The organism is Arthrobacter sp. DMZ02-1R, assembly GCF_057747935.1.
Window position 1 is genome coordinate 2,707,364 of record NZ_CM173230.1, and the last position, 26,038, is coordinate 2,733,401.

Below are 26,038 nucleotides of genomic sequence, written 5' to 3' on the forward strand. Positions count from 1 at the left end.
GGGCGGCGGCTGCCCATTTTTAGATCTGCGGGTAGTTGTCCATTGGCGTGTCGCTCAGCTGTGAGTTGTTTCGACCCCGCGGGCGCTCGGACCGAGCCCGAAAAACTCGGTGATGCGGCCGGCCTTCAGAATGGCGCGGTACGCGGTAGGCGCCGTGAACAGGATGGAGGCACCGGCGTCGGCGGCGTTTTCCGCGAATTCCACCGGAGCCTTTTCCATCCGCCTTTGGCTGATGGACGCCAGCTACACTGGCCCACCGCCCTCGCCCTCCGGATATTCCGCATTTTCTTCTTTTGCATTGTTCGGCTGACTTTCTTGCTCCGCGTCGCACCCGGCACGGCCAGTGCCCCGTTTCCCGGGGTTTTGGTGACTGACCTTGGCGGTGATCCGTTCGCGATTGATCTCAAGTTCCGTTGGGTCAAAGTCGGGTCTCTTGGCCCGGTTGTGACAAGGTCCGCGGACTTAAACTTGATCATGACCGGGCAAGACACCGTAGAGGTGGAACGGAAGTACGAAGTCGAGCAGGGTGTTCCGTTGCCGGAACTGGCCATGCTCGCCGGCGTGGACCGGGTCGGGTCACCGGAAGAACAAAACCTGGATGCCGTCTATTTTGATACCGGGGATCTGGCGCTGGCCACTCACGGAATCACGCTGCGGCGGCGCAGCGGCGGCGACGGCGCCGGCTGGCACCTGAAACTGCCTCTCGGGGCTGGTGAACGTCGCGAGGTGACCGAGCCGGTGGGAAGCGACCCCGACACCGCACCGGAACGCCTGCGGAGGCTCGTGCTCGTTCACACACGCGACCGCGCCCTGGTCCCCGTCGCACGCCTGAGCACACGGCGCACGGTTCTGTCCCTGCACGGGCCGGCCAACACGGTCCTGGCCGAATTCTGCGATGACCGGGTGGACGCCCGCACGCTCCTTGGCAGGGACGAATCCAGCAGCTGGCGGGAGTGGGAGATCGAACTTGTTCACGGGCGCCGTGACCTGCTTGAGGCGGCAGACACGCTTCTGGCGGGGCACCCGGCGGCGCTGCCCAACAAGCTTGCACGTGCCCTGGGCGCCACCTACCCTGACAAGCCCGCATCCCCGCCGAAACCGAGGCGCAAGGGCCCGGCCTCGGCGGTGCTTCTGGCCTACATGCACGCCATGGTGCAGGCCCTGAAAACACATGATCCCGGCGTGCGCGAAGACCTGCCGGACGCCGTGCACCAGCTTCGGGTCGCCGCCCGCAGCATGCGCTCGGCACTGGCCACCTACCGCAAACTCACCGACCCCGCGATCGCCCGGAGTCTGCGGGAAGAACTGAAGTGGCTGGCAGGCGCCGTGGGCGCAGCCCGCGACACGGAGGTCATCCTCCAGCGGCTCAGGGACATGATCGGCAGCGAGCCGGCGGAGCTTCTCGTGGGCCCGGTCCAACAGCGGATCGAGGAACACCTCGGCGCGAGAGCCCACGACGCGCGGGCGGCCGGACTGGCAGCCCTTGACAGCGACAGGTACTTCCGGCTGCTCGATTCCCTCGACTCCTTCGTCACCGACCCGCCGCTTTCGGACCTGGCCCGCAACCCGGCCGGGACGTGCGTCGCTGACCGGGTAGCCGCCGACCGTGCCCGCCTGAAACGGGCCGTCGAGGCCGTCGACGACGCGCCGGACGGGGCTGCTGCCGATGCCGCCCTCCACGAGGTACGCAAGTCCGCGAAACGGCTCCGGTACGCGGCCGAGGCGGCGGCCGCGATCCACGCGAAGCAGGCCCGCCGGCTGGCACGGGCCGCGGAGCACATCCAGCAGGTCCTCGGCGAGCACCAGGACAGCCTGGTCACCCGCGAGGTGCTCCGGGACCTGGGCGCGAGGGCCCATTCCGAAGGAGCGAACGGCTTCAGCTACGGGCGCCTGCACGCCATCGAACAACAGCGCGGATCCGACTCCCGGGCACAGTTCCTCCTCGCCTGGGCACAGTTCCGGCCCAAACCCCTGCACAGGAAGTAAATGCTCCGACGGTTTTGCTCCTCCCGGATCTGCCGGCACGCCGGCGGCCGCTTCGAACGCACCGCTGCCGGCATGCCCGGCTGACTCCTCGGGTGCCTGGCATCCGGGGCATCCGGGGTTACTAGAGCTATCGTTTCTTGACCGGGCAGCGCCGTCGGCGCGAAACTGGGCAAATGAATATCGACGACGAAGCGAAAGCCATCGACAACGTGGTCGACCGCCTCGCCGAACGATTCCCGCATCTTCCACGCCTGAGCATTGAAGAGACCGTCCGCGAGGAACACCAGGCTTTGGCCGGAGGCCGGATACGCGACTATGTCCCCGTCCTCGTCGAGCACGCGGCCAAGGCCCGTTTGTCCCGTTGAGCACGCGGCCAAGTGCCCGCTCACTCAATCAACCGGTGCCATGATGTGACAAGATGGGCCTCCACCTAAGGCAAGGGACCATGAGCGAGGTTGAGTTCGACACACTGGATGAGGCTGTGACATTCGTGCGTGAACGCAGGAAGGCACTGCACCTGACCCGGGCCCAACTGGCTGAAAACGCAGGAGTTTCACGCGAATTCGTCGTCGGCCTCGAACGCGGGCAGACGAACAACGAGTCCGGCCAGACACTGCAGGTGCTGACAGCCGTCGGGTTCCGGATCCGCGCCTGATGAAGTTGCGGAAGCCTCGGGCTATTCTGCGGGTGGTTTCGATGACTCCGTTGATCGCTTCGGTGGGTCCGTTGGAGACGCCGTGGGTGTCGAAGTAGGCCGGGATCGCCGTCTTCCATTGTTTGAGTGTCCGGCCCAGTCGTGAGACCTCGGGGATCGGGCAGGACGGGAACCAGGCGCTTACCTCGTTGACGAGTTCCCTGCCCCGCTCCGGCCTAGCGTGGTAGATGTTTCGAGCTTCTGGTAGCGCTGCCAGGCTAGGGTGACTTCGTTGCCGGGGTCCCCGAGGGTGAGTTTCGCGTCGAGCCGGTCTGCCTGTTTGTCGGTGAGGTGTTCGGCACCGATCTGCAGGGTCCGGCGGCGGACCTCATCGACCGTGGCTGATCCCAGTTTCACTACCTGGAACGCGTCCAGCAACCGGGCGTGCACCACACCGTTCGCGTCGCGGGTGTGGTCCACGATCCCCGCGGCCGGATCCGGGCGGGCCGGTATGGGACCAGGCATGCTCATCGACTCCGAGCGCGTTCACCCCTTCGAGCCTGTCCGTCGCTGCGATCCGCCGGGCAGCCTCTGCCTTGATGGCGTCCCAGGCCGTGTGCCAGGAGACGCCGAACTCGTGAGCCAGCGCGGAGACCGAGGTATCGAAACGCTGCAGGCCGTCGGTCACCCACCCGACGGCCCGGGTAGTGAGGCCGTGCCCGACCGCGACGACACCGCAGTCCGGGACAACCGCTAACAGTTTCGGCTGTCTCAACGTGAAGAACTAGGCCGGTCCCGGCCGCTGTGACAGAGCAGACGTGGATGCCGTCGACACCAAGAAGCGCGCCGGCCCGCTCGCACCAGCGACCGTCCGGGCAGGAAGTAGCATTGGCAATATCAGGGTCTCTTTTTTTATTTGGAAGCTTGGTCGCTACCAATTCAAAGAGGCCCTGGCCTCTCTCCTCCCGCACCACGCCGCAGCGGCATCCGAACACGCTCCTGCCCTAGGCGTCAGACGGCCCTAACCACGCTCATCTGCGAAGGGCCGGATATCCCAGTGTCTTTTCAGAGGTCTTCACGGAAGACGTCTGTGATCGTCCTTTGCTGAAAATCCGGTTGGTACATACGGAATTTGGTGTCATCGAAGATGAAGTCCTGGTCGACCTGATACATCATTTCCAGTTGTTCCCTCGCCACCGTGCTGACTACAGACGCGGCATTCATGAGCAGCGGCGGGATCGGACGAACAACGACGCGACACTTGAGCATCTCGCTCAGCACTGCGCCGATCTCGTTGCCCGTCGCCCCGCTGACAACGGGCAGGTGCACCAGTGCCGTCCCTCTGCTGGACTTGTCTTGGTCAAGAAGAACCAGGCCCTGCGCAATATCCCTTGCGTATGCGTACGTGTGCCTTGTCGACGGATCGCCAATCCACGGCAAAGACCTGACACGACGTCCGGATTGCGCGAGGCCCTGGATACCCTTCCACGGAATGACCGAATTGTTGACGTCTTTCCCAATGAAGTCCGCTGCGCGACCCATTACGATATCGGCGCCGGCCCTAATCCGGTCCTCGATCAGCCTCCAGCCATTTAGCCGCGCATTCCCTTTTTTGCTGCATGGTGAAAGCGGGGACTCTTCCGTCATGGGCCCGTGCGAGCGGCCATACACGTACGCGTTGTCAAGCACAGTAAGCGGAAGCCGCAATTTCTCCGCAGTCTCCAGAACAGACCGGATCATTGTCGGCCACTGCGCCAACCACGTCGCCGACTTATAGGGCAGGCCCAGAGCCGAGATGATGGAGCTGCACCCGGCCAGCGCCCGGGCCAACGACGCGGTGTCGAGTGGGTCGATGGGCAGGTAGCGAACATCGCCTCGCTGCTGACTGCGGAAATTCCGGCCGCAAGCCAGTGCCGGGATGCCCGAACTGCCGAGTTCCTCGACAAGCAGCTGTCCGATCTGGCCGGAGGCTCCAAGAACCGCTACTCTGCCCATGCTCATACCGCCCCTTCCATCCACGTCGAGGACGTCTTGGTCGCCCAGACGCAGACATCTTGCGCCATCCTGTCCCCTTCGATATTTCCCCTTGAAGCGAACTCGGTACTTCCGGCCGTCATCGGTGTGACCGTTGTGAGCTGCGGACGTGCCATGGGTTGAAGTATGCCGGCCCCCCACAATTTGCATAAGCACTCCACAGCGCACCATCCTTCAACAAGGGACCCCTCGCTCACAAGCATCGAGAACTCTTCCTCGGAAAAAGCCACTCGCCCCGCGGAGAGAATTTCACCGGCACGGTTCGAAGCGCAGCAGTCGATTGCTATTTCCTGATTCGAGAAAGCCACGTAAGTCGCCCCGGCCTCGTGAGAGGCGGAGACTCCGAAGGTGACCCCCGGACCGGACACGTCTTCCGAGTCGAAGTAATAGGACCCCACCGTGTCGAAAACAAACTCCTTTGCGCGCTTCAGAACCTTCACAGTCGCGTTTGCCTTCTCGCATGCTATTTCGATTAAGGGTGTGACCCAATCAGCGATTGCGGGGTGTTGACGCCAGGGAAGCTCGGATTCCATGCGCACAATGTGCAGGACTTTCGAGCCGCTAGCGGTAAATACCGGCTCCAGGCGGTGTCCCACTAGACCATGATCTTCTCCGCGGACCGCACGGCACTTTCCAGAGCCGATAAGGTCTCGTCGATGAGCTCGGGTGTGTGCTCGCTGGTGATGAAGAACCGGAGGCGAGCCATTGATTCGGCCACGGCCGGGAAGATGATCGGGTTTACGCTGACGCCGTGATTGAACATGAAGTTGGCGATGGAAAGCGTGGTTTGGGAATCCGCAAAGATCGTCGGGACAACAGGTACGCCCACGGCGGTCCCACAGTTAAAGCCCATCTCTGTGGCTCGTGCAAGAAAGTATTTGGAGTTTTGTCGAAGCCGTAGTAGCCGGTTCGGCTCTTCTCCCATGACCCGAATTGATTCGAGGGCCGCCGCAGTATTGGCCGGCGTCAATCCGGCGCTGAATATGTATCCCGAAAGAGAATAACGCAGGTTTTCAATGAACGAATGACTCCCCGCGAGATATCCGCCGCAGCTGGCGAATGACTTGGAGAGGGTGCCCATGAGGATATCGATCCTCGTCGGGTCGATACCAAGTTCTTCGCAAATTCCACCGCCATGTCTGCCAAGGACCCCGATGCTGTGAGCCTCATCGATCATGAGCGTCGCACCAAACCGTTCCTTCAGTTCGATGAGTCTCGCCAGGGGCGGCAGATCACCGTCCATGCTATAGATGCCCTCGGCAATGATCAGGGCCCGCCGAAATTTTCCTCGGCGCTTGATGAGCGCGCCTTCGAGTTCATCGGCCTGGTTGTGCGCGAAGCTGTGCCGGGCAGCGCCCGAAGCCTGGATTCCGCGCAGAAGACTGTCATGAACCAGAGAGTCGTGAAAGACAATGTCCCGTTGGTCCAGCAGATGCGGAATTATGCCCATATTCGTGCTGTGGCCGCCGACCAGAACGACGGCATCCTCGACGTGGAGCAACTCTGAAAGGGCTCGTTCAAGATCGGAATGAAGCGGCCGGTTTCCGGACAGGATACGCGCGGCGGACACAGATGTTCCATACGTTTCGATCGCTTCTTTTGCCGCGTTGGCGACTCGGGGATGGGTGCTTAAGCCCAAGTAGTTGTATGAACTGAAGCTGACGAGTTGCCGGCCGCCGATAGAAAAATGAGACCCGATCGCGCCGTCGATTTCGAGATAGTACGGGTTTGCGGAGTCGTTCTCAGACATCATTTTTATTCTGTCTTGCATCGCAATCACTTCAGGGAAACTATCAATGAATGGTTCGCTCTGCACCGTATCTTGCTCTTGTGGCTGTAACGGGATGTCGAGCGGTTGGTCGACAACGACCTGTTTCGATGGGACAGCTACTGCACCCTGGTAGGCATCCGCAATGCTCTGCGAGAGATCTCTTACTGTCGTAATGGACGTGAAATCTATCTCCTGCGGAATCCACATTTTGAACTTTCTATGCAGCCGCTGTGCCGTGTCAGCGACAATCAGAGAATCCAGTCCCAGTCCTTCCCCGAGGCTGTCGTTGAGACCAACCTCACGGGTTGAGTATCCCGCCTGCGCGGCTATCGTCTGGATGACGACGTCTGTAATTTCCCCGAGAGCGTGACCTTTAACTTCGGCTGAAGATGGGGTTACGGGGGCGGACACGGGTGTGGGTGCCGAGACGGGTTTGGGTGCCGAGACGAAGGTGGGTGCCGAGACGGGTGTCGGTGCCATACCCGCTCCCTGTTGAATCTCGGACGGAGAGTCCCGCAACAGAGCAACCTGACCGGTGAACAAGTCCAGCAGTTCTCGCTGATACGAACTGGAGTCGTTGCCAGAGTCGGCCGAAATCTGAACATTGGCGGATACGCTGTCTTTCACCGGTGATCCTTGTAGATCGACATCGTTTTTCATCAATTCGTCGGCCATTTCGACATCCCTTTTACTCGTGTTGTGGAGGCGGACCGACTCGTTCTCGGTGACCTGTTTATGTCCGAGAGCCGCTGTTCCTTGTCTCGCAAGAATCATGGAGGCATCAAAACTCTCCACAGCGAGAAACAATTTGCACAGGTTCTGCGATAACTGGCGAGACTGTCCGGTGTCGGCTCCACCGAATGCGATCTCCGTGCCGAGAAAACCTGGGTTAACAGCCTTGTACATGCTGATGAGCGATCGGCCGCCGTACATCTGAATCAATACTGTCGGTTCCTGGTCCCCGAGCGTTGTGAGGGCTGATCGGAAAAGAACAGGGCGGGAAATCTGGCACCCTAGGAGGGCCCGGCATTCCTCTGCGTCTGAAACGGGCTGGCCGGATACGCTCGAGATGAGGGTCACCTGCGATGGCTGATGATTCTTCCTTGGATGGTCGATCAGGAACCGCTGGAACGCCTTATCGGCTGCATCCAAATAGGGCGTGTGGAAGGCACCTTGGGTCTTCAACAACGCTGCTCGTACGTCCAGTCGTTCGGCTTGGGCCGCAAGCTCCCGAATGGCAACCATCGGACCGGCGTAAACGACCTGACGGGTACTGTTATCGCTCGATAGGCTCACCTCTTCCGGAACATCTATCAAGGACTCTGCCTGTTCACGGCCAAGCCCGATGGCAAGCATCCCGAATTCTCCCGGCGGCATGGAGTCTTTCATGCAACTGATGCGGGCCTGGACGTACCTGCAAGCTTCGTCCTCATCGATAAGTCCGCTCACGTAGGCGGCACCAAATTCTCCCACGCTGTGCCCCAGGGCGACGTCGGGTTTGACGCCGAGCTGAGCGAGGGCGTCTGAGACTGACACCCCGAGAACTGTCAGCATGGCTTGGGCGATTTCGGTCGAAGCAATTCCGTCCTCTGCCGACCGTGGATTCCCGATGTCGCTCCACGCCTTCGAGAGGAAGCTGGCGACGTCGATCGGCGAGAACCGCGCTTCGAGTGCCCTAACTCTTTTCCTGTACTCGCGCGACGCCAGAGCGAAAAGAGAATTTTCGCCGTAACGCTGGCTGCCTTGTCCCGGATACAGGAACGCTATTTTCTGGGATCCAGCACGGCTCTCCGATATTTCTGCCGAGTCGCTGTGCAAAGCCCATTCGCCGCCAAGTTCTCTTTGTTGAAGAGCGTTGAGAGTCTTCGTAAGGTCGGCGAGGCTATCAACGCTGATGGCAAGGCGCAGGCGCTGAGGAGTCTGGACTGAAACTCTTGCAGCGATATCTGAAAGTGCAGCAGCGTCAGCGTTCGTATTTCGGTGGCTCAAGGACTTAATGAATTGATCAATGTTGCTGACCTCCCGCAGAAGACCTTCACGATTTGCCGCTGAGAGCAGGATGGGAACGTATTCAGGCACTTTGGCTCCTTTCAGGGCTATCCAGAATCAGATGTCCGTTTGTTCCACCGAATCCGAATGAGTTAATGGCCACACGCTCCACACGTGGATTTCTGCGGTTCGCATACGGGCTGTCCAGAGGGATATAAAGGCGCGAGTCCGTCAATGCTTCGTTGGGCTCTGTCCCGGAATCTGGCTGGGGAACAACGCAGTTGTTGGCGATGCTCAAAATTGCTTTTACAAAAGAAAGTGCGCCGGACGCAGCCATAGTGTGTCCTATGATGGCCTTCGCGGAGCCCAGCGGGGTTTTCGATTCCCCCGTCGTGTCCATAATCTCGTTCAGGGTATCGAGTTCCGTTGCGTCACCGACCACTGTCCCCGTCCCATGACCCTCTACAAAGTCGACATCCAACTTGGAACCACCCAGTCCGTCGAGTGCCTGCTTGATCGCGCGGATCTGCCCGCGCTTCGTTGGGGTCATGATGCCTGGCGCGCTCCCGTCGCTGGACAGCCCGCGGGCACGGATGATGCCGAATATCGAATCATTGTCCTCCAACGCGTCATCGAGTCGCTTGAGGAGAACGAGCGCACCACCTTCCCCAAGGACAAATCCGTCCGCACCTTTTGTATAGGGGTTGCATTCGCCGGATTTCGACAGCGCCCCGATCGCGGAAAAGCAGACATGCGCTTCCGGAGTAAGCGCGACATATACTCCGCCCGCGATGCACGTTCTGGCGTGTCCCAGCTCCAAAAGGTCGCACGCTTGGTTGATCGCGACGAGACTGGATGCGCACGCCGCATCAACCGAAAACGCCGGCCCCTGGAAGTCCCAGACAGACTGCACTGTTGCCGCCACCATGTTTGCAAGGACTCCCGGCATCGTGTGGCCTGAGATGTAGTTGATACTTGATTTCTGCGCGGTGGAGAGCACTCGCGCGCCGTCTTCAGAAACATGTCCGAGGGAACCGTCGACCAGCATCTTCGACGTTGCTCCGACGTTGCTCAGCGAGCGGTAGTCGGTCGAGCTTACGCCGACAATTGTTGCAACATCGCTTCCCTTAAGCGCAGTGGACCCTGTGCCGTAGCGCTCAAGAAGCTCATCCGTTAGCGTAAGGGCCAGCCGCTGTTGAGGGTCCATCCGCCGTGCTCGTCCCAGCGGGATTTTGAATTTCTTCCGGTCCCACGCATACGGGTTTTCCAGGGCGGCCATCACATCCGAGTAACTTCCGTTCCGTCGGTGATCGCCGCCCTCCTCCTGATCTCCGGGTGTTCTCCATCGGTCCGAGGGAATGCGTGCAAACTGGGGACGCGCGGCCTTCAGAATCCGCCAATATTCGTCTGCATTTGATGCGCCCGCGCTGCGGGCGGAATAGCTGATAACTGCTATCGCTGACATATGACCTGCCTGGTATTCCAAAAGTGTTTCGGGGATAGGGCGGATCGCGTGACGTTCTTCAATCATCAGGCGTTAGAGGCTCTCAATGTCCGGAACCGTAGGAGACTGTCCGGCCTAGCCGAAAACAGCGAGGACATGTGTCGGCTTTTGGCTCACTTGATGCTCGTGCTTTCCCAGCATAATGACGTTTCAACCATGGTCAGCATCCGGGCTATCAATATGATCGATGTCCCGACCGTCGAGATTCGAGCTGCCAAAATTCGAGGTAGCCCGATTCTGAAAGGCTCCGATTTTCGGAGGGTGAGGTGATTTCTACCTGTCTTAAAGGACGTTAAGCCGACCTCGCCGACAAATCAAATTTCAGGGTTCTCCGGGTCTGTGATACCGCAATCCACGATTCGGGCCGATTTTGTTAATGCGCGGTGGAAAATGACCTGTTTACTTGTTAATGCCACGTGAATAGTTCCCGTCGAGACTTAGGACTGTTCTGGATCAGGACCCCCTGACCGGCGGGCGGACATAGCCGACTAACGAGATCATCCTCGTAGGGCGTAGAGCGGGTCCCCGGACCGTCCACGGTGACCAATGGTCTGCTGCTGGACACGCTGGCAGCACCTGTCCAGTTTCGAGCGGCCCTCGACCATGTCCAGCAACCGTGCCGGGCCCGTCCTGTCCCGGACCGCGGTGAGGTCGATAATCACGGTGGCGTACTTGTCCCCGCGCCGGGTGTGCCGCCAGACATGCTCATCGACGCCGATCACGGCCACCGCGTTGAACCGGGCCGGGTCCTCGATCAACACCCGCTTGCCCTCGGCAAGGATCGCGCTGTTCGCCGTATGCCAGGACACGCCTCAGCCTTCCGCGACGCGGGCGACGGTGAGGTCCTGGCACACGACCAGATTGTCGCGTGATCGTGACCGTGTAGAACTCGCCATTGATCGAGACGAAGGAGGCCACGACCAAATCCCCTTTTACCTTGCCAACGAACCCACATTCGCCCGTTCCCCAGGCGGGGGCCGTACCGTCCGAGGGTAGCGTCCATACAGGCTTGAATCATCGGGGAACAGAAACCCGCAGTTGGCCGTCGAGGAAGCTTTCGCTCCAGGGAGTCCGAAACCTTCGGACGATGACCGGACCAGTGCAGTGGATGATGGCCGCCAATGACTATGGCCACATTGTCGCCAGAAACGTCAAACGACGATGGCGTATGCCGAGTTCCAAATAGGCCGAGCGGCACTTATCGTAGTGCGGCGTGCACACCTAACCACTTCGACAAGTCAAGCTTCGTCAACAGTCAGGAGCCAAATAGGCCCCTGACCTGATACGCGCCATGCCGAAAATTTAGCACAAGCGAGCTCCAAGCAAGCGGCATTGCTCTTAGGGGGCCAGTTCGCCCGCCCAAGTCCAGCCGAGGACCTCGTACCGGTCCGCCGCCCCGGCGTCCACGGGCGCATAGACAACATCCGCGCCTTCGACGAAGGCTTCCTCCGCCAGGCGGGCCAGAACCACGGCCTAGTGATCGAGCGCCACAGCGTCGCCGTCCACTGCGCGCACCGGGCCCGCCACAGCGAAACCATCGCCGAACGCCACCCGGCCCCGCGCCAGGGGGCGGTCGAAGCGGGTCAGCTCCACGACGTCGTAATCCTCCAAGGGCGCCTGGAACACGCCGAACTCGGACTCCAGCGGCGGCGCGCTGTTGACCTCGCCCGGCGGGGCAGTCATCAGGACGCCGACGGGAAATGTTCCTCGCCCTCGTTGAGCCGTGCCCACAGGGGCCGCCAGTCGTGTGTGGTATCCGGTGAGCCCATGCACCAACCCTATCGTCGTCCCTGACTGCCGGTACATGCGGAGTAGCGGTTGAACGAATAGCCGGCCGAATGCGGCAGGGGTAGCGATCGGTTGAAAACCGGCGTCACCCGACCGTTGACTGGGTTCCCCAGCGAGCATCTTATGGGAGTGTGGGAAACAACGCCGATCCTCACCTCATTGTTGTCTTCGGTGAGTGTCTTCAAACAAAGGACGCAAGCAAATGTTGCAGGAAGCGGCTCTGTGGTTAGCCAGATTCATGCCGACGCTTTTCGTCATTGCGGGAGGTGTGGCCATTTATGTGTTAGCAAAGCGCCGCAAACCAGTGCCCTATCCTCCCGGCCGAGGGCTGCGGCTATTCGACAAAAAGACGGCAACGAAGTCAAAGGTCCACTCAGGATTGTCACGGCCGTCGTCTTGGCCATTATGTTGACGTAGCCCCATCGCCCCCGGCCATCCTGATCGGCCCCCACTCCGATCGTTGCCCAGCTGAGTCCGGGAGCGAGGGTCAGGCCTTCGGCTTCGTGCCTAGAACGCAGGAGTCGTGAATCCAAGACCGAGAAGGCCCCGGCCTGCCTGCTCGAGGATCGGATCCATGCTGAGGGTCGGGTGGTTCAGGAGGACATTCACGTCGCGCTGGATCCGCTGAAGGGGATGCGAAAGCCGGTGGGCGCTCCCTCCCGATCCCGAGGTGATGAGACGGACGGCTTCTTCCGACGCCTCACCGCTGAGAGCCAGGGAGAGCCGGTACGCGGCCCTCTCCTCGTCCGTCAGCAGTGACGGCTGGCGTTCGTAGGACGCAGCGACCACCCGGACCGCTTCTTGCCAGTGCAAGCGCGCCGTTGCGACCATTCCGTAGGCCCTCGAGAACCGGGCTTGCGCGAGCGGGGAATCTGCCTGGCGGTTCTCCACAGTGTTCTTGACCTTGCGCCCCATCATCCGTTCCCGGAATACGTCGACGGCGTATTCGGCGGCTCCCAGGGCAACGGTCGGAGCCACCAGGTTCAGCAGGGCGGCCATGGGGGTGTGGATCATCGGGTCCTGGTGGATCATGCTGCCGGGGTTCCCCGCTGTACTCAGAAGCCCCCAGTCCAGCGCCCGGTGCTCGGGAATAAACAAGTTCTTGGCCCGGAGGTCGTTGCTGCCTGTCCCCCGCAATCCGGCCGTGTGCCAGACGTCCAGCAACTCGAGCTCAGCGACCGGGGCGAGGCACTGCAGACGAACGTCTTCGCACTGCACGGCCAGCAGCGCCCACTCCGAATGCATCACCCCGGAAGCGAAGCTCCAATGCCCCGAGATGGAGAACCCTCCCGGAACCTTCCTGGCCGTACCCACAGGAGCCCCGGTAGCGGCCGCCAAGGGGGAAGGCCCGTTCGCGAAGACTTCGTCCTGGACCCGTTGCGGCCACCGTGCCAGCATCCACACATGTTCGATCAGGTGCCCGGCAGTCCAGGCAGTGGACGCGCATCCTCGGGCAAGCCGCCGAATGACTTGAACATAGGTCTCCACTCCCAGGCCCTGGCCCCCCAGGTCCTTCGGAGTCAGGATTCGGAAGACCCCGGCTTCCTTCAGCTCCTCCATGGTGGATTCGGGGAGGCAGCGCAGCCGCTCCGTTTCCTCCGCCCGCTCCCGCAGACGGGGAATCAGCTCTTCCACGCGGGCGAGCACGTCCTCGTGGCTGGGTTCGGCTCCGGGGGTTGCGGAGATCAGGGCGGACTCGACGGCGGCCCCCGGGAGTTCCAGCGTATGTCCGGTACGGTCCCGCTTCGCGGCCAGGTAGCGGTGGTTGTCCGGGGAGAGGTGGACCCCGGTGGGGACCTGTTCGGTGACGTGGATGCCGAGGGCGGTGAGCTGCGCGGCTTTGTCCGGGTTGTTGCTAAGCAGGCGGATCGTTGTGGCACCGATGGCCTCCAGCATCTGAGCGGCGGCTGTATAGTCGCGCTCGTCCTCCCCGTGGCCAAGGGCCAGATTGGCCTCGTATGTATCGAGGCCGGTGTCCTGCAATGCGTAGGCGTCGAGCTTGGAATACAGTCCTATGCCGCGGCCTTCCTGACGGAGGTAGAGCAGGAAACCACCGACGGCGACAATCTGCTCGACGGCTTCACGCAGCTGCGGACCGCAATCGCATCGCTGGCTGCCGAACACGTCCCCTGTCAGGCATTCGCTGTGCAGCCGGACCATCGGCGCCGCGTCCCCCAGTGCCTGGTCCAGAAGTGCCTGCTCCCACCGGCCCAAGGCGAGCAGCAGGTGTTCCTTGCCGTCGGCCAGACCACGGAACGTCAGCACCTCGGCAGTGGCGGTGAATCCGTCCGGAAAGCGCAGCGGCACCGCGACCTGGCTGCGCACGGTGGCCGTAGGCAGGGTCACGGCCTGGGCGGTCTCAACAACAGCGGTCATCTGGGTCCTCGACATTCGACATGAAGGGGGAATTACTTGAAGGTTGAACTAACCGTATAGTCGAGTAGTTCATGCTGCAAGTAATGTGACCCCGAAATAAACTCAGGCATGAAGTTTCCAGACCTATGCTTTCAGCATGGAAACCTCCGCCGAGCCCCAATGGCTTAGCCGTGAAGAACGGCAGTCCTGGCCGATGCTCGCTGGCATGATGATCCGACTGCCTTCAGCGCTTGACGCCCAGCTGCGACGCGACGCTGGGCTCAGTCACTTTGAGTACATGGTGCTCGCCGGCCTCTCCGCAGCCCCCGAACGCACACGGCGCATGAGCGATCTGGCCAGCTTCGCCGAATCCGGCCTCAAGGCACTGAAAGAAGCGAATTTCCTGACAGCCACCGGGACCCCATCTGACCCAGCCCCATTGACGGTGAACCGTACACCACCGTGTGCGCATGACCTTATTGAAGCCGATCAACTCGCAGCTGACCTTTTCGCTTCCCTCAGGGCCCAACCGGTTCTGGGACACACGGGGCTGGGATTGATGGAGGCGGGGCTCGGGAATGTCGCCCACGAGGTGGGTACGCTAAGAATGGCTGGCGACGGTTCCGGTGTCGTTGATGCAGATCTGAAATTCCTCGTTACAAAAACCTTTTTGCCTGTGACAACTCAGTCTTCCCTACGTCTCCCGCAGCCAATCCAAGCCTGACCCTAAGACCGCAGCCCCCCCGAACCAAGAAAGCGAGGCAGAGGACCAAAAGGCCCCGAAGGGCCCCACAAAAAAGCTGATTTGTGCACAGTCAGAGGGCCAAAGGCCCCTGACCTGCGACAACATCGTGCCCGAGGTGGGACTCGAACCGCATTCCAGGCCCCGGAAACACAGGGAACTCCCGAAAACATACCGAGTAAGGCCCAATCCGGCCGATGTACGACCCAGTCCGACGGCAAAAGTGTTGACACTGTCAACACACCCTCTTTTCCCACTTCTGAACTGGTTCCAACAGGACCAAGGTGTTCAAACGTTCAGAAACGGGTCGCCGGGTCAGGCGATCTGGATCCTTTCGTCGCCGAGTTCAACCTCGATACGAAGCCGGCCACCGCTTCGACATACTTCCGCAGCGTGTCGACCTGGGCGCGGTCAATGTCGCCGTGCTCGATCCGGGACACCCTGTTCTGACTGACGTGCAGACGCGCAGCCAACTCGACCTGCGTCAGGTCGGATGCCTCACGGAGCTCCCGAAGCCGGTACGCCCGGACCTGATCGAGCAGGTGCTTCTTATGGGCGCCGACAGCAACAATGTCAACAGACCGCTTGGTCAAGAGTTCCTCTAATGATTTCGCCACCACGTTGCCTCCTTTCTGCATCCCGTTCCGGAGCCGGGCCCGAGCCGCGAGCTCAGCCCTCCTCAAGACGCTTCAACAACCTCGCATCGTGGCGCAGCACGAAGTCCAAGCCAGCCCTGACAACGGGACCGCGGCCGTGACGATGAGGGTCCAACTCGGGCCCTTGACGGACACCGTCCGGTCCGCCGACTGACCCGCCCGACGGACGCTGTCTTCTGGAAGAGGCCGGTTCATATCCATGCCCGATCGTACCAACGCATCAAGGAACACAGTTCGTTGACGGACAAGTTCAACTGGCCATTGCTGACACCATTCGGTGACATAATGAAATGATGAAGGAGGGCATTTGACGAACATGACCAGCATCGACACACCCGCGGCGGCCGGTTCGATCATCCGCGCCCGGCGCCAGGAACGAGGGCTTTCACAACAGTCGCTCGCGGAGGCGAGTGGTGTTTCACGGAAGTTCCTTGTTGACCTCGAAGCCGGTCACGAACGCGCCGAACTCGGCAAAACCATGGCCGTCCTCCACACACTCGGGCTCTCGCTAACCGCCTCCGACCCTATGCCCCGCGGAAGCGACTACGACCCGGCACGGCGGGACTACGCCGAAACCTTCGCCCAGCTGATCGGCTCGCGCGACTTCGAGTTCGCCATCAAGATGCTCGCCGACTACGCCACAGCCTCCCTCAAAGCCGGGAGGCCGCTGCTCCAGCGCAGCCCCCGGCTCAAGGACCCGCACTGGGCGGCGGCCCTGGCCGGCATCACCAACTACACCGCACACCGGCTAGACCAACCCGCCCCGTCCTGGACCAAACGCATCAAGCCCCTCAACGAGGCATGGATGCCCACCGAGTCCTACCGGACCGTCAGGGAACCCATGAAACAACTCACCATGTCCGAAACACCCGCCGAACTCGCCGCCCTGAACGTCTTCATCCGCGAACGCAGCCTGGGAACCGCATGAGCGGCGGAGAACTCACCGCTGATCAAATCCGGGCGCTGCTCCACGAACTCGGCCGGCGCCTGCAGGCCCGAGGTGTCCATGGCGACGTCAAACTCCTCGGCGGGGCCGCGCTCAACCTGCAAGGAATCGGCAACCGCCCCACCGCCGACATCGACGCCAGCTACGCCGACCCCGCCACCGTCAACACGGTCGTCACCGAGATGGCCGAAGACTACGATCTTGCGCCTGATTGGCTGAACTCCAACGCAGCAGCGTTCGTCCCCGACAACGCCACCTGGGTAAACCTGGAACAAACCGACGGACTCACGATCCAGGCCGCGGACACCCAAACGCTCCTGGCCATGAAAATCGCCGCCGAGCGCGACAAGGACACCCTCGACATCGCCCGGCTCCTCCGCCGGCTCAACATCACCAACGCCGACGACGCCGTCGACCTCGCCTACAACAAATACGGCGACCACTCCATCCCCCTCGCCGCAGGCCGGGACAACTACCTCATAGTCGTCGACGACGCACTCGACGCAGCCGCAACCCTCAAACCGGAGAATGGGCCGGACAGTCCGACATGACCTTCGATTTCCCGTCGGGTATCCGTCCTGTTTGATGGGATCCGTGTCCGGCATCTCCTATGTGGAGTAAGCGGGTGGGACGTCATATTCCGTGGCCCATGGTAGGAGCTTTGGTGCGGGGTGCGGGCTGTCGGATAGCCAGTCGTCACTGATTTCGGTGGCCTTGGCGGCGTGCAGAACGAGCTGGGCAGCGAGGGCCGAACCGGTGATTTTTGCGTAAGCGAGGGCGGTTTCCCCGATAGTCTCGGTGTGCTCGAGAAGCGGCAACAAATGCGCGGAGGTGACGTTGCTGAGCTCACCGACCCGTTCGCCGTCGAGCCGGACTTCGACAAATGGACGCTCCGTGCCGTTCTTTAGCGTGCGGGTCGCCTTGTGGAGACTGACCAGCAGGAGGCCGACCCCTTCCGGTGGCACGTGGTTGCACAGGATGTCGAAATGGTCCCCTTCCTTGAGGACCTGGATCGCTGATCCCCACGGGACAAGAGTGGTCACGCCCGCCGGGGCCCCGTTGAGCGGCGCGATCATCTCCGGCTCCGGCAGGGCGACGGTGACCCGGGCCTGGAGCCGATCGCCGGCGTCGTACGCCCAGATGCGGGCCGACGTAGCCGCGGTGAACCCGCTGGCAATAATTCTTCTGAGCGGTTGTGCGTAGCGGATCGCGTCCTCACGACTGAGATAGCCCAGGACCTGATCCCGCCAACGAACGCTGATGGCATTCACGTCATACGGGTTATCCGGCTCGGCCACGAGTTCGACCGGAACGCCTTCAGCTTCAGCGTCGCGCCCTATGGCGGTCGGCGCCTTGTTGGCGCGGAGGGCGGCTTTGATCGCCTTGCTGTACGCGTGCTCTCCCACGACTTCGACGTTCGGCCATTCCGAACGGCCGAGCGACACACGGTACAGCCGTTGGCTTGGGGAAACGGGCCGGGTTAATGGCGAAATTGGTGCCTGAGCATCAAAAGCGATCTGGTGTGGCGCGGGATGATTCGACGGCGCGTCGATCCGGGCATTCGGAACCGTGATTCCCTGCACAGTGCCGGCCGGACTCCCCGACCAGTTCGTGTCCTCCCACGCCTGCCGGGCACGGCGCCGCTTCCGCAACAGGAACATCAGCCCGATGATCCCCGCGGCCAGCAGGAACCCTGCGGGCGAGGATACCGTCACAATCAGCACCAGCATCCCGAACAAGGTCCACTGGGCCACCGTCCCGGCCTTCTCCAGCGCCGGGACTCCGCGGCCGCCGGCGGTCAGCTTAGCCGGGCTCTGACCGACACACTCCAGCACGCGCGCGGCCTGTCCTAGGGTCAGGTGCATCAGGCTCGAGCGCTTGCCCGTCGCGCGCGCGACGGCCGCGCGAACGAAGTCACGCTGGAACTTAGATGCCGGGGCCGTCCCATCGGCGGCGAGGAACTCCCGCCACGTCTCGTCGCTGATGATCTGGCGCGCGGTCTTCGGGCGGGCCGGTTGAGACGCCCGCGCAGCAGACTTCCGGGCCGGGCGGCGGTTCGAGCTGGTGCTCACGTACGAGACGCCCGTTCCGGGGATCCTCGCCGTGCTCGTCGTGCGGCCCGTCGTGGACTTCGTCACCCGGAACGGGCCAGCCCCGATGCTCGCACTCACCCCACGCTTCGACGCCGTGATCCGCACAGGCCCGAAACTCTTCGATTTGCGATAACGGAACCCCAACTCGCACCCCCAATAGAAAACTACGAGGACGCGTTTGTCCCCGTGAGGGAGATTCTAAGCCTCAGGGAGTCATGAACGGGCTTGGGGTCTGTCAGACACAGAAGGGATGCTCTCATCAACCGTCTCATCGTCTGTCTTGTCTGTGGAATCAAGGAAATTCGAACTCCTCACGAGAATCCGTGGAATCTAGCTGACTTCCGCGCGGCGCAAAGCGCACTGCTGTGGCAGCTGCTCGGGCACTTCCCCGGAGTCATCTACGGAATTCTCGTGGTCACCAACGCCCCGGAGAGGAAGTAACGCCCGGTCGCTCAGCGTGCCAGGGCCGAGATCGCACGCTGCTTCAGGCTGGACTACGCCGAGACGCTGACCGGGTTCTAATGGATCGCCCGCGTCCAGGGCATCGCGTACGGGTTCGAAGAAGCACTCGGATATCTGGTCGACCCAGACAAGATCGTGGCCGGGCTACGAGATCGCGGCCTAACCGTCGAGCAGCACCTGAACCACATCGCAACGCTCATCGGCGGCCACGCATCAGAGAAGGTCTCGATCCGCACGAATTCGAGCTCGCAGATAGCCGCCGTGGCGTCTCCGATCCGCTCCCCCGAGCCACGTCGGCACCGACCCCGTGCAATCCATCGATGACTTTATCGACTGTCACGACCAATTCCCGCCCAGCGACATCATCCGGATTTTCCTCGAGGGCGGTACCCGCATAGTCGTCCGGCCCTCGGGGACAGAACCGAAACTCAAGGCCTACATCGACACCTGCAGCTCGGACGGCACAGGAGAAGAACGCCTCGCCAAGGCCAGAGCAGACGCATCCCGGATCGCCGCGAGCGTCCACGACCTCCTTGAGCCCTGAATCGTCGCTGCGGACGGCACTGTAATCGCTGTGATCATCCTCCGCGCAGCCCTCGTTGGAATCGCATCACCGGACCACGCCAAGGAATAGGCACCCAAGAAGCGGCGCCTTCCACGGGCGCTGCCCGTTCTCAACTCAGTCTCAGTCGTGCCTAGGCATCTTGTCACGCCAGACCCAGAATTGTAGGCGGGCCCGGGATCCTGCGGCACGCCTGGGCGGGAACTCCTCGCAATCGGGCGCGCTCATGGATGCGGGCCACGCTCGAATCGCCCGGTGGCGGGCGTGGGTCCTCCCCGGGTGTGGCCAGCTGGCCGCCGTGATGGCGCGCCCAGAAAAGCGTCCTACCTACGGAGCCTCATCCGGCGAAGCGGGGGCGCGGTTTCCAGACAACTCTTTCCGGACGAAGGCAACGGTGCCGTGTCGAAAAATCAGTATTCCATCGCAGGAACGCGGACTATTCTTCCGGCAGCCTCCGCTTTCTCCCGGATAAAATCGCGGTCGTCCCGGGAGAGTACAACCTGCCCGTCCGGGTCACACGCAAAGTCACCGCGCGCATCCTTGCTGAACCTGGCCAACATGCCAGGTGGCAGGACCAGACATGTCGGATTCTCCAGAAGCCAAGTACGGGTCCCGGAATCGAGCCGGTCCCACTCGTCCTTGAGGCTCACGCTCGCGAATACCGCCTTGCCACACAATCCCCCCGCGAAGCAACGGGTATCAAATCCTCGACACAAGCCCACTGCGCATCCAACAACACCTCCGCCAAGCCACCACATCAACGACGACGCCGTCTTTTCGCCGATCCCGGCGACTCCCGGCAGCCCGTCGGAGGCGTCGCCGCGCAGCCTGCCGTCGTCGTCGTCGGAGTAATGCTCGGGCAAGCCATGGGCCTCTCAGAATCCTCCCGGGAGCCTCCGCTCGCTAGTCCAAGAAGTCAACAAAACCCGAGGCAGTCTCGTATGTCGCTCCGTAGCTCCGAGCCCGCACCCGCGTTGGAGGCACTTACGCCGAAGGCTCAGGGGCGGAGCACCATCGGCACTTCCATAAATCAGACTTAAGTGTGGACACTGTCCACACCCCCTTTGGCAGGACAAAGCGGGCACGCACAGCTCCCACTGACGACCGGGAGCGGATTTCCAAGAAGCTTCGGCGTCAAAGTCGGTTTCATCATGTTGTACCCCGGACCCTGAGCCATGAACCGGTGTTGGCCATCGGTGACCAACCAGACAGAACCCGAAACGAGGACCGCATAACCCCACCCCGGAGCAGGCGGAAGGCCCACCAGCCAGGACCCTGAACCCGTCACCCACACACCTGAATAGGCCACCGCGGCGGCCAGGCCAAAGCCCGCGAACCTAGCGTCAGAGGGACGCCACCACAAGCTTTGTACACACGTTAAAGCAAAAACCCCTCTGACGAGGGGGAATGCTGTGCCCGAGGTGGGACTCGAACCGCATTCCGGGCCTTGAAAACACTGGGAACTCCCGAAAACATGCCGAGTACGGGCCAGTCCGGCCGATGTTCGACCCAGTCCGAAGCGAAAGATGTTGACACTGTCAACACACCGGGAATGCCAACTCATGGACTAGGGAGATCCGAACTTCTGCCGGCCGCGCGGCTTATTTTCTGGCCGGACCGGCGGTCATGTATTCGCGCAGTCCAGGGATGGCGAAGTCCACGAGCCCGTAACCTGCCGGTTCGATCAGACCCGCATCCATCAAACGCGTCCGGTAGTTACCGACGGCATTCGGCCGCATCCCCGTACGCCTGCCAATATCGGTGGTCGACGACGGCCCGGGATCTTCGGCCATGGCCTGCAGGAAATCACGGTCCCGCCCGGACGTCGTGGACAGCGCTGCTTCAATGACCACCCGCTCGTTCCGACGCCGGCCCGCCGTCACCGCGCGGCCGACGGCGGCGGCATCCAGACCGCCCGGGGCCTTTTCGGCTTCCTGCCAAAGGTAATAGCCGATCAACTGGATCAGAAACGGATAACCGCCCGTGCCCTCCGCCGCGACCCTGGCCAGCTCACCGTCCAGGGCCACGCCCGCCGCGGCGAAGGTCTCCGCGAACGAACGCTCCACCTCCGCGATCGAGGCCGCATGCAGATCGATCCGGTCAGCGCGCCGCAGGAACGTGGCCACTCCCTCGTTCAGCAAATCGGAAACAGCCGCAGGCAAACCCGCGAAAATCAGCCCGATCGGCAGGCCCTCGCGAATGAAGTGCTGGACATCCGCGGCAAGCTGGGACAACTCGGCACGGTCCGCCGCATGAATCTCATCGACCGTGATGACCAACCCCGTCCCCCGCTCCGCCAGCAAACGCAAAAGCACCGCTCCGCGCGCCCGCCAATCGACCTGCTCCTCCGGGGCAAGCTGGGTCGTGACCGAGAACCCGGCCACCGACACCCCCGTCACCCGCCGGCCCGTCGGCCCCTCCCCCAGTTCGTTCGTCAGCCTGCGCATCGCCTCCCCGATGCGGCCCAGGAATCCGCCGGTCGCGGTCTCGGACACCACCGCCCAGCCACCGGCCACGGCCAGGTCCTCGGCGGCACCGAGCATGACGGTCTTGCCGATCCCCCTCGCCCCGGTAAAGATAGTCAGAAGCCCCGGCGCCCCCGACCCGATCCGCAGACCATAAGCGAACTCGTCCAGCACTCCCCCGCGCCCGATAAGATCCGGCGGCGTCGCCCCAGCCGTCGGCCGAAAAGGGTTCTCCACACCTGCTCCTGTGAATGTCGATGAATCTTATGAATCCTGTGAATCTCACACTACCAACCAGCCAACCGTTTGCGGGAACACTGAACCCAAACTGGTCGAACTGACAGGTTGACCGGGGTCGGGCTCGGCTAATACGCAGTCATCACAGATCTGACGATGCGCGGACCGCTTAAGCGTGCCGACTGGAAACGTGACACTTCGCACCAGTCTTCGCAGGCGGACAGTGTGTCACTCTCCAAAGTCGTCTGCACGGAATGTCCAGAGTCGCATGCACAGCGGCTGACCCTGAGCCTGGTTGCACCGGAGCCCGACATCGCCGCACACGGTCAGCCGCCGGCAGTCCAGAAAGGAACCACGAACGATGGCTCTGGAGTCCTCAAGACCAGCCACCACCGGTCAGCGGCAAACTTGATGCACTGAGGCAAAATCCATGAAATCAGGCAGCCTGCCTGGCTTGAATCCCCGGAAACCGCCGCTCAGGAAAGTTCAAGGTGAAGTCCAGCAAAGGCTCGAGCCCCTTTCTCTTCCGTGCTCGACCGGGAGGATGGACACTAATTTCAGGGGTGTCATCGGCGAACAGGTGAGGCCAGAGCTGTCATGAATCCTTTGATCACGTTGTCTGCGCTGAGCGGGCCGCAGGACAGCAGTCCGTTGACAGTCCCGGTCCGGCCCATGCAAGCCAGGGTTCTTCCCGAACCCATACGGGTGTATCCGCAAGCTAATATGGAGGGCTCCGCGCGCCTGCACGGCGGAAGCAACGGAGGGACCGCGGATCTCTTCGACGACGTCCTCGGGCTCCCTGTCGCCGAAGCATCCTTGGTGACCGCCACCCGGACGGGCACTTCACTGATGCCATCATCACCACTGACACGACATTGGGGGGCGAACAATCCACTGTGAGGCTTTCACCGACCCCGCCCATCGCCGCCAAGGACTGAACGAAGAACCCCTGCACCTCCGAGGGCACCGGACCCGCTGCCCTCGGGCACCCACACAACACAACCGGAACAGGACGCGCCGATCATGACCCAGCTCAAGCCCACTCTGGAAGTCAGAGTCTCGACCGCGGCAGCGATGGAGACCGAACTCACCGAAGCCGTTGAAGCGGTCCGGCAGGCAGCCCTCGCCGAACGCCGCTGCGGCATCCTGATCACCCGACACGGGGTAGGAGAATACACAGTGAGCCTCAGCGAGGACGTGCCGTTCGGCCTGACCTGGGAACGGGACGCCGGATAACGCGCCGGAGTTGTCGGCCCGGGGGCCGAACAAGGCGACTACGGCGAGGGACCCAACAACCCCCGTCGGGAATCAGCAGCCGATTTCACGGGCTCGCCCGCCGCACGCTCGTTGATGATGCCCCTCCCAGCCCCAACGGGTGGCCCGATGCGTCTGCGGGCCTGGCCGAGTTCCCCTCGTTCATGATTTCGCGCAGGCGGACCATGTGACACACGTCCTTTCGCTTGAATGGGAGCCAAAGGGCATCACGGTTGACGCTATATCCCGGACCGTTGTGGAAATCCCCTCGGGAAAGGGCCTGGGCAGGGGAAAAGGGCGAGAAGGCCAAACGGGAAATCCCGGCCGGCCGATTCGCACAGCCCGAGGAAGTGGCGTCGCTCACCGCCTACTTGGCCGGCGAAGACGCAGCGACGGTCACCGGCACCGACGTCCTGATTGACGGTGGATTCACCACCATCTCGGAGACTGCCGAACCGGAGTGCGTGGGAATCTGCCGGGCTGTCGAGCTTTTCAGGCTTCGGGTATCTCCCGCGCGAATGCCTCCGGGGTCACTATTTCTGGTTCGGGTCCGCCCCGCACACCAGTGTCGAGCCCATCGATGGTTGTGACCTGATCATCGGTGAGTTCGAAGTCAAACACATCGAAGTTCGCGGTGATCCGTTCGGGCTTGACCGACTTCGGGATCGCGGAACGCCCCTCTTGGAGATGCCACCGCAACATGACTTGAGCCGGAGTCTTGCCGTGCTCGGCAGCTATCCGTGCGATCACCGGGTCGTCGAACGTGCTCTGCCCGGTCCCACGGTAGTCGGTGATCCCGCCCATCGGCGACCACGCCTGCGTGAGGATCCCATGGTGGGCGTTCGCTTCTTGGACGTCAGGCTGCGTGAAGTATGGGTGCAGCTCGACTTGGTTCACCGACGGGACGACGGTGGACCGATCGAGGAGCGTTGCGAGGTGTTCCGGCATGAAGTTGCTGACGCCGATGGCCCGGACGCGACCGTCCGCGAGGAGCGTTTCCAAGGCGCGGTACGCCTCCACAGTCTTGTCGAACTGAGTCGGAACGGGCTGATGCAGGAGCAACAGGTCAATCTGTTCCACCCCGAGTTTTCCGGCACTCTTGTCGAAGGCATGGAGTGTCTCGTCATAGCCGTAGTCGCTAATCCAGACTTTCGTTTCAATGAAGATCTCGGACCGGTCGATCTCAGAGCGGCGGATGCCATTCCCGACTTCTCGTTCGTTGAAGTAGGACGCTGCTGTGTCGATGAGACGGTAGCCCACGCGCAGTGCTTCGGCAACGGAGGACTCCGTCACGTCGGGGGGCGTCTGGAAGACACCGAAACCGAGGGCGGGCATTTCGACACCATTGTTGAGGTTCACATTCACGTTCAATCCTGCTTTCTGGAAATTGTGGTTCGCGGGTCGTACGAGGCCGGACGAATTGCCGCTGTCACATACCGACGCGGAGGAGGGACTTGACGGCGCGACGTTCGTCCATCGCCTGATAGGCGTCGGCGATGTGATCAAGATCAGTGACGTAATCAAAGACCCGTCCCGGATTGATCCGACCCTCGAGAACGTCGCCAAGGAGTTCCGGGATGTAGCGGCGGACTGGGGCGACACCGCCGCGCAGACCCACGTTGCGGAAGATCACCGTGTTGATGGGCACGACGACGTCGTGCGGCGCGCCGACTGCCCCCACAACGGATCCGACACGGGCGATGCTGAACGCGGTCTCCATGGACGGCCCGGTCCCTACGCACTCCAGGGCGGCGTCGACGCCGATCCCCTGGGTCATCTCCATGATCCTCTCAGTTGCGTCGTCACCTCTTTCGGGAATGACGTCGGTTGCCCCGAATTCCTTGGCGAGGGCTTGGCGTGCGGGATTGCGGCTGAGGGAGATGATGCGTACGGCGCCGAGCCGCTTGGCGGCGATCACGGCGCAAAGTCCGACGGCTCCATCCCCCACGACCGCCACGCTATGCCCCTGTTTCACCCCACCGCTGACAGCTGCGTGGTGGCCGGTGCACATCACATCGGAGAGCGCCAGGAACGATGCGAGCATCTCGTCGGAGTGTCCGTCGCCCGGGACGCTAGCGAGTGTCGCATCGGCGAAAGGGACCCTGATAGCCTCGCCCTGCCCGCCGTCAACACCGTGGTTGCCGAACGAGCCACCATTAAGACAGTTGGAGGGCCACCCCGCCAAGCAGTTCGCGCAAGTCCCATCGCAAAAGGTAAACGGGGCAATCACAAGGTCCCCTTTCGAGATGCTCCGGACATCGGCGCCGACCTCATCGACGATGCCGATAAATTCGTGCCCGATAGGTCCAAGTGCGTGCGGAGATTCGCCCCGGTAATACCACAAATCAGAGCCGCAGACGCAGCCAAGCAGCACCCGCACGATGGCATCGGACGGGTTCTGCAGTTGCGGATCGGGCCGTTCGCCAAGGGTGATGTCGCGGGGACCGCCGTAAATTACTGCTCGCATGGAGGGTTCCTTACATTCTGGGCACTCGATTGTTGCCGACGTTACTCCGCTCCATTCCGGCGAAGGAGGCACTGGGAGTACACATTAGGGACG

General features: G+C 62.1%; 25 protein-coding genes and 3 pseudogenes. 10 read left to right on the forward strand and 18 right to left on the reverse strand.

From position 1 onward, the window contains the following. Positions 1 to 54: 54 nt before the first annotated feature. On the reverse strand, positions 55 to 219 hold the full coding sequence (locus AC3ANQ_RS13080; RefSeq protein WP_488301450.1) for a hypothetical protein: 165 nt from the start codon (positions 217 to 219) through the stop codon (positions 55 to 57). Positions 220 to 474: 255 nt separating this feature from the next. Here AC3ANQ_RS13080 and AC3ANQ_RS13085 point away from each other — a divergent pair, with 255 nt between their 5' ends. The 3 genes from AC3ANQ_RS13085 to AC3ANQ_RS13095 all read left to right on the forward strand — a co-directional run bounded on the left by AC3ANQ_RS13085 (position 475) and on the right by AC3ANQ_RS13095 (position 2,641). Continuing rightward, entirely contained in the window at positions 475 to 1,986 is a 1,512-nt protein-coding gene (locus AC3ANQ_RS13085) for a CYTH and CHAD domain-containing protein (protein WP_488301451.1), read from the forward strand. 173 nt (positions 1,987 to 2,159) lie between these two features. Then, the gene (locus AC3ANQ_RS13090) at positions 2,160 to 2,351 is read left to right on the forward strand and encodes a three-helix bundle dimerization domain-containing protein (protein ID WP_488301452.1); all 192 of its coding nucleotides are present in this window, start codon (positions 2,160 to 2,162) and stop codon (positions 2,349 to 2,351) included. 80 nt (positions 2,352 to 2,431) lie between these two features. After that, entirely contained in the window at positions 2,432 to 2,641 is a 210-nt protein-coding gene (locus AC3ANQ_RS13095) for a helix-turn-helix domain-containing protein (protein WP_488301453.1), read from the forward strand. Positions 2,642 to 2,702: 61 nt separating this feature from the next. Here the strand turns inward: AC3ANQ_RS13095 and AC3ANQ_RS13100 are convergent. Together AC3ANQ_RS13100 and AC3ANQ_RS13105 are read right to left on the reverse strand one after the other, a co-directional pair. After that, positions 2,703 to 2,897, reverse strand: a pseudogene (locus tag AC3ANQ_RS13100) (transposase); the annotation flags it as partial. After that, positions 2,822 to 3,145 carry a hypothetical protein gene (locus AC3ANQ_RS13105; protein ID WP_488301454.1) on the reverse strand — a complete coding sequence of 108 codons (324 nt, stop codon included), beginning with the start codon at positions 3,143 to 3,145 and terminating at the stop codon, positions 2,822 to 2,824. The pseudogene AC3ANQ_RS13100 and the gene AC3ANQ_RS13105, both read right to left, overlap by 76 nt. Between AC3ANQ_RS13105 and AC3ANQ_RS13110 the strand changes: the two genes are divergently transcribed. Beyond that, positions 3,144 to 3,377 (forward strand): hypothetical protein, encoded by a 234-nt coding sequence (locus AC3ANQ_RS13110; protein WP_488301455.1) that lies wholly within the window; start codon positions 3,144 to 3,146, stop codon positions 3,375 to 3,377. The genes AC3ANQ_RS13105 and AC3ANQ_RS13110 overlap by 2 nt on opposite strands. A gap of 308 nt (positions 3,378 to 3,685) precedes the next feature. Here AC3ANQ_RS13110 and AC3ANQ_RS13115 read toward each other — a convergent pair whose 3' ends face one another. The 8 genes and pseudogenes from AC3ANQ_RS13115 to ribA form a co-directional block, all read right to left on the reverse strand. Further along, positions 3,686 to 4,621 carry an NAD-dependent epimerase/dehydratase family protein gene (locus AC3ANQ_RS13115; protein WP_488301456.1) on the reverse strand — a complete coding sequence of 312 codons (936 nt, stop codon included), beginning with the start codon at positions 4,619 to 4,621 and terminating at the stop codon, positions 3,686 to 3,688. Further along, positions 4,618 to 5,187, reverse strand: a complete 570-nt coding sequence (locus AC3ANQ_RS13120; RefSeq protein ID WP_488301457.1) for a hypothetical protein — start codon at positions 5,185 to 5,187, stop codon at positions 4,618 to 4,620. Before AC3ANQ_RS13120 ends, AC3ANQ_RS13115 begins: the two co-directional genes overlap by 4 nt. Before the next feature lie 62 nt (positions 5,188 to 5,249). Further along, the gene (locus tag AC3ANQ_RS13125; protein WP_488301458.1) at positions 5,250 to 8,504 is read right to left on the reverse strand and encodes an aminotransferase class I/II-fold pyridoxal phosphate-dependent enzyme; all 3,255 of its coding nucleotides are present in this window, start codon (positions 8,502 to 8,504) and stop codon (positions 5,250 to 5,252) included. After that, the gene (locus AC3ANQ_RS13130; protein WP_488301459.1) at positions 8,497 to 9,945 is read right to left on the reverse strand and encodes a beta-ketoacyl [acyl carrier protein] synthase domain-containing protein; all 1,449 of its coding nucleotides are present in this window, start codon (positions 9,943 to 9,945) and stop codon (positions 8,497 to 8,499) included. Before AC3ANQ_RS13130 ends, AC3ANQ_RS13125 begins: the two co-directional genes overlap by 8 nt. A gap of 476 nt (positions 9,946 to 10,421) precedes the next feature. Further along, a pseudogene (locus AC3ANQ_RS13135) lies at positions 10,422 to 10,775 on the reverse strand (ISL3 family transposase); the annotation flags it as partial. Positions 10,776 to 11,256: 481 nt separating this feature from the next. Next, positions 11,257 to 11,388 (reverse strand): hypothetical protein, encoded by a 132-nt coding sequence (locus AC3ANQ_RS13140; RefSeq protein ID WP_488301460.1) that lies wholly within the window; start codon positions 11,386 to 11,388, stop codon positions 11,257 to 11,259. A gap of 3 nt (positions 11,389 to 11,391) precedes the next feature. Then, positions 11,392 to 11,724, reverse strand: coding sequence for a hypothetical protein (locus tag AC3ANQ_RS13145; RefSeq protein ID WP_488301461.1), 333 nt, complete (start codon positions 11,722 to 11,724; stop codon positions 11,392 to 11,394). A 489-nt stretch (positions 11,725 to 12,213) separates the two neighbouring features. Then, entirely contained in the window at positions 12,214 to 14,082 is a 1,869-nt protein-coding gene (gene ribA, locus AC3ANQ_RS13150) for a GTP cyclohydrolase II RibA (protein WP_488301462.1), read from the reverse strand. A gap of 136 nt (positions 14,083 to 14,218) precedes the next feature. Between ribA and AC3ANQ_RS13155 the strand changes: the two genes are divergently transcribed. Beyond that, complete coding sequence (locus tag AC3ANQ_RS13155) at positions 14,219 to 14,785, forward strand: hypothetical protein (protein WP_488301463.1); 567 nt, start codon at positions 14,219 to 14,221, stop codon at positions 14,783 to 14,785. Positions 14,786 to 15,099: 314 nt separating this feature from the next. Here AC3ANQ_RS13155 and AC3ANQ_RS13160 read toward each other — a convergent pair whose 3' ends face one another. Further along, positions 15,100 to 15,420 carry a helix-turn-helix domain-containing protein gene (locus AC3ANQ_RS13160; RefSeq protein WP_488301464.1) on the reverse strand — a complete coding sequence of 107 codons (321 nt, stop codon included), beginning with the start codon at positions 15,418 to 15,420 and terminating at the stop codon, positions 15,100 to 15,102. A 355-nt stretch (positions 15,421 to 15,775) separates the two neighbouring features. Here AC3ANQ_RS13160 and AC3ANQ_RS13165 point away from each other — a divergent pair, with 355 nt between their 5' ends. Further along, positions 15,776 to 16,387 (forward strand): helix-turn-helix transcriptional regulator, encoded by a 612-nt coding sequence (locus tag AC3ANQ_RS13165; protein ID WP_488301465.1) that lies wholly within the window; start codon positions 15,776 to 15,778, stop codon positions 16,385 to 16,387. Beyond that, complete coding sequence (locus AC3ANQ_RS13170) at positions 16,384 to 16,956, forward strand: DUF6036 family nucleotidyltransferase (protein WP_488301466.1); 573 nt, start codon at positions 16,384 to 16,386, stop codon at positions 16,954 to 16,956. Before AC3ANQ_RS13165 ends, AC3ANQ_RS13170 begins: the two co-directional genes overlap by 4 nt. A gap of 57 nt (positions 16,957 to 17,013) precedes the next feature. Here the strand turns inward: AC3ANQ_RS13170 and AC3ANQ_RS13175 are convergent, their stop codons facing one another. Together AC3ANQ_RS13175 and AC3ANQ_RS13180 are read right to left on the reverse strand one after the other, a co-directional pair. Next, positions 17,014 to 18,477 (reverse strand): HIRAN domain-containing protein, encoded by a 1,464-nt coding sequence (locus AC3ANQ_RS13175; RefSeq protein ID WP_488305323.1) that lies wholly within the window; start codon positions 18,475 to 18,477, stop codon positions 17,014 to 17,016. Between the two features lie 60 nt (positions 18,478 to 18,537). Beyond that, a pseudogene (locus tag AC3ANQ_RS13180) lies at positions 18,538 to 18,603 on the reverse strand (hypothetical protein); the annotation flags it as partial. A 664-nt stretch (positions 18,604 to 19,267) separates the two neighbouring features. On the opposite strand from AC3ANQ_RS13180, the gene AC3ANQ_RS13185 reads away from it, so the two are divergent. Further along, on the forward strand, positions 19,268 to 19,504 hold the full coding sequence (locus tag AC3ANQ_RS13185; RefSeq protein WP_488301467.1) for a hypothetical protein: 237 nt from the start codon (positions 19,268 to 19,270) through the stop codon (positions 19,502 to 19,504). Between the two features lie 428 nt (positions 19,505 to 19,932). On the opposite strand, the gene AC3ANQ_RS13190 is transcribed toward AC3ANQ_RS13185, so the two are convergent. Together AC3ANQ_RS13190 and AC3ANQ_RS13195 are read right to left on the reverse strand one after the other, a co-directional pair. After that, the gene (locus AC3ANQ_RS13190) at positions 19,933 to 20,385 is read right to left on the reverse strand and encodes a hypothetical protein (RefSeq protein ID WP_488305406.1); all 453 of its coding nucleotides are present in this window, start codon (positions 20,383 to 20,385) and stop codon (positions 19,933 to 19,935) included. A gap of 738 nt (positions 20,386 to 21,123) precedes the next feature. Then, complete coding sequence (locus AC3ANQ_RS13195) at positions 21,124 to 22,224, reverse strand: ATP-binding protein (RefSeq protein WP_488301468.1); 1,101 nt, start codon at positions 22,222 to 22,224, stop codon at positions 21,124 to 21,126. 1,023 nt (positions 22,225 to 23,247) lie between these two features. Between AC3ANQ_RS13195 and AC3ANQ_RS13200 the strand changes: the two genes are divergently transcribed. Further along, positions 23,248 to 23,460 carry a hypothetical protein gene (locus tag AC3ANQ_RS13200; protein WP_488301469.1) on the forward strand — a complete coding sequence of 71 codons (213 nt, stop codon included), beginning with the start codon at positions 23,248 to 23,250 and terminating at the stop codon, positions 23,458 to 23,460. Between the two features lie 272 nt (positions 23,461 to 23,732). Next, positions 23,733 to 24,068, forward strand: a complete 336-nt coding sequence (locus AC3ANQ_RS13205; protein WP_488301470.1) for an SDR family oxidoreductase — start codon at positions 23,733 to 23,735, stop codon at positions 24,066 to 24,068. Here the strand turns inward: AC3ANQ_RS13205 and AC3ANQ_RS13210 are convergent. Both AC3ANQ_RS13210 and AC3ANQ_RS13215 read right to left on the reverse strand, forming a co-directional pair. Beyond that, positions 23,971 to 24,843 (reverse strand): aldo/keto reductase, encoded by an 873-nt coding sequence (locus AC3ANQ_RS13210; protein ID WP_488301471.1) that lies wholly within the window; start codon positions 24,841 to 24,843, stop codon positions 23,971 to 23,973. The genes AC3ANQ_RS13205 and AC3ANQ_RS13210 overlap by 98 nt on opposite strands. Positions 24,844 to 24,907: 64 nt before the next feature. Then, entirely contained in the window at positions 24,908 to 25,945 is a 1,038-nt protein-coding gene (locus tag AC3ANQ_RS13215; protein WP_488301472.1) for a zinc-dependent alcohol dehydrogenase family protein, read from the reverse strand. Between the last annotated feature and the right edge of the window lie 93 nt (positions 25,946 to 26,038).

Bases quoted from the DNA above. Each gene is read 5' to 3' on its own strand.
- AC3ANQ_RS13115 (WP_488301456.1), bottom strand. From the start codon at position 4,621: ATGAGCATGGGCAGAGTAGCGGTTCTTGGAGCCTCCGGCCAGATCGGA.
- AC3ANQ_RS13165 (WP_488301465.1), top strand. From the start codon at position 15,776: ATGACCAGCATCGACACACCCGCGGCGGCCGGTTCGATCATCCGCGCC.
- AC3ANQ_RS13155 (WP_488301463.1), top strand. From the start codon at position 14,219: ATGGAAACCTCCGCCGAGCCCCAATGGCTTAGCCGTGAAGAACGGCAG.
- AC3ANQ_RS13110 (WP_488301455.1), top strand. From the start codon at position 3,144: ATGCTCATCGACTCCGAGCGCGTTCACCCCTTCGAGCCTGTCCGTCGC.
- AC3ANQ_RS13120 (WP_488301457.1), bottom strand. From the start codon at position 5,187: ATGGAATCCGAGCTTCCCTGGCGTCAACACCCCGCAATCGCTGATTGG.
- AC3ANQ_RS13085 (WP_488301451.1), top strand. From the start codon at position 475: ATGACCGGGCAAGACACCGTAGAGGTGGAACGGAAGTACGAAGTCGAG.
- AC3ANQ_RS13105 (WP_488301454.1), bottom strand. From the start codon at position 3,145: ATGCCTGGTCCCATACCGGCCCGCCCGGATCCGGCCGCGGGGATCGTG.
- AC3ANQ_RS13215 (WP_488301472.1), bottom strand. From the start codon at position 25,945: ATGCGAGCAGTAATTTACGGCGGTCCCCGCGACATCACCCTTGGCGAA.
- AC3ANQ_RS13080 (WP_488301450.1), bottom strand. From the start codon at position 219: ATGGAAAAGGCTCCGGTGGAATTCGCGGAAAACGCCGCCGACGCCGGT.
- AC3ANQ_RS13130 (WP_488301459.1), bottom strand. From the start codon at position 9,945: ATGATTGAAGAACGTCACGCGATCCGCCCTATCCCCGAAACACTTTTG.
- AC3ANQ_RS13170 (WP_488301466.1), top strand. From the start codon at position 16,384: ATGAGCGGCGGAGAACTCACCGCTGATCAAATCCGGGCGCTGCTCCAC.
- AC3ANQ_RS13200 (WP_488301469.1), top strand. From the start codon at position 23,248: ATGACCCAGCTCAAGCCCACTCTGGAAGTCAGAGTCTCGACCGCGGCA.
- AC3ANQ_RS13095 (WP_488301453.1), top strand. From the start codon at position 2,432: ATGAGCGAGGTTGAGTTCGACACACTGGATGAGGCTGTGACATTCGTG.
- AC3ANQ_RS13145 (WP_488301461.1), bottom strand. From the start codon at position 11,724: ATGTACCGGCAGTCAGGGACGACGATAGGGTTGGTGCATGGGCTCACC.
- AC3ANQ_RS13090 (WP_488301452.1), top strand. From the start codon at position 2,160: ATGAATATCGACGACGAAGCGAAAGCCATCGACAACGTGGTCGACCGC.
- ribA (WP_488301462.1), bottom strand. From the start codon at position 14,082: ATGACCGCTGTTGTTGAGACCGCCCAGGCCGTGACCCTGCCTACGGCC.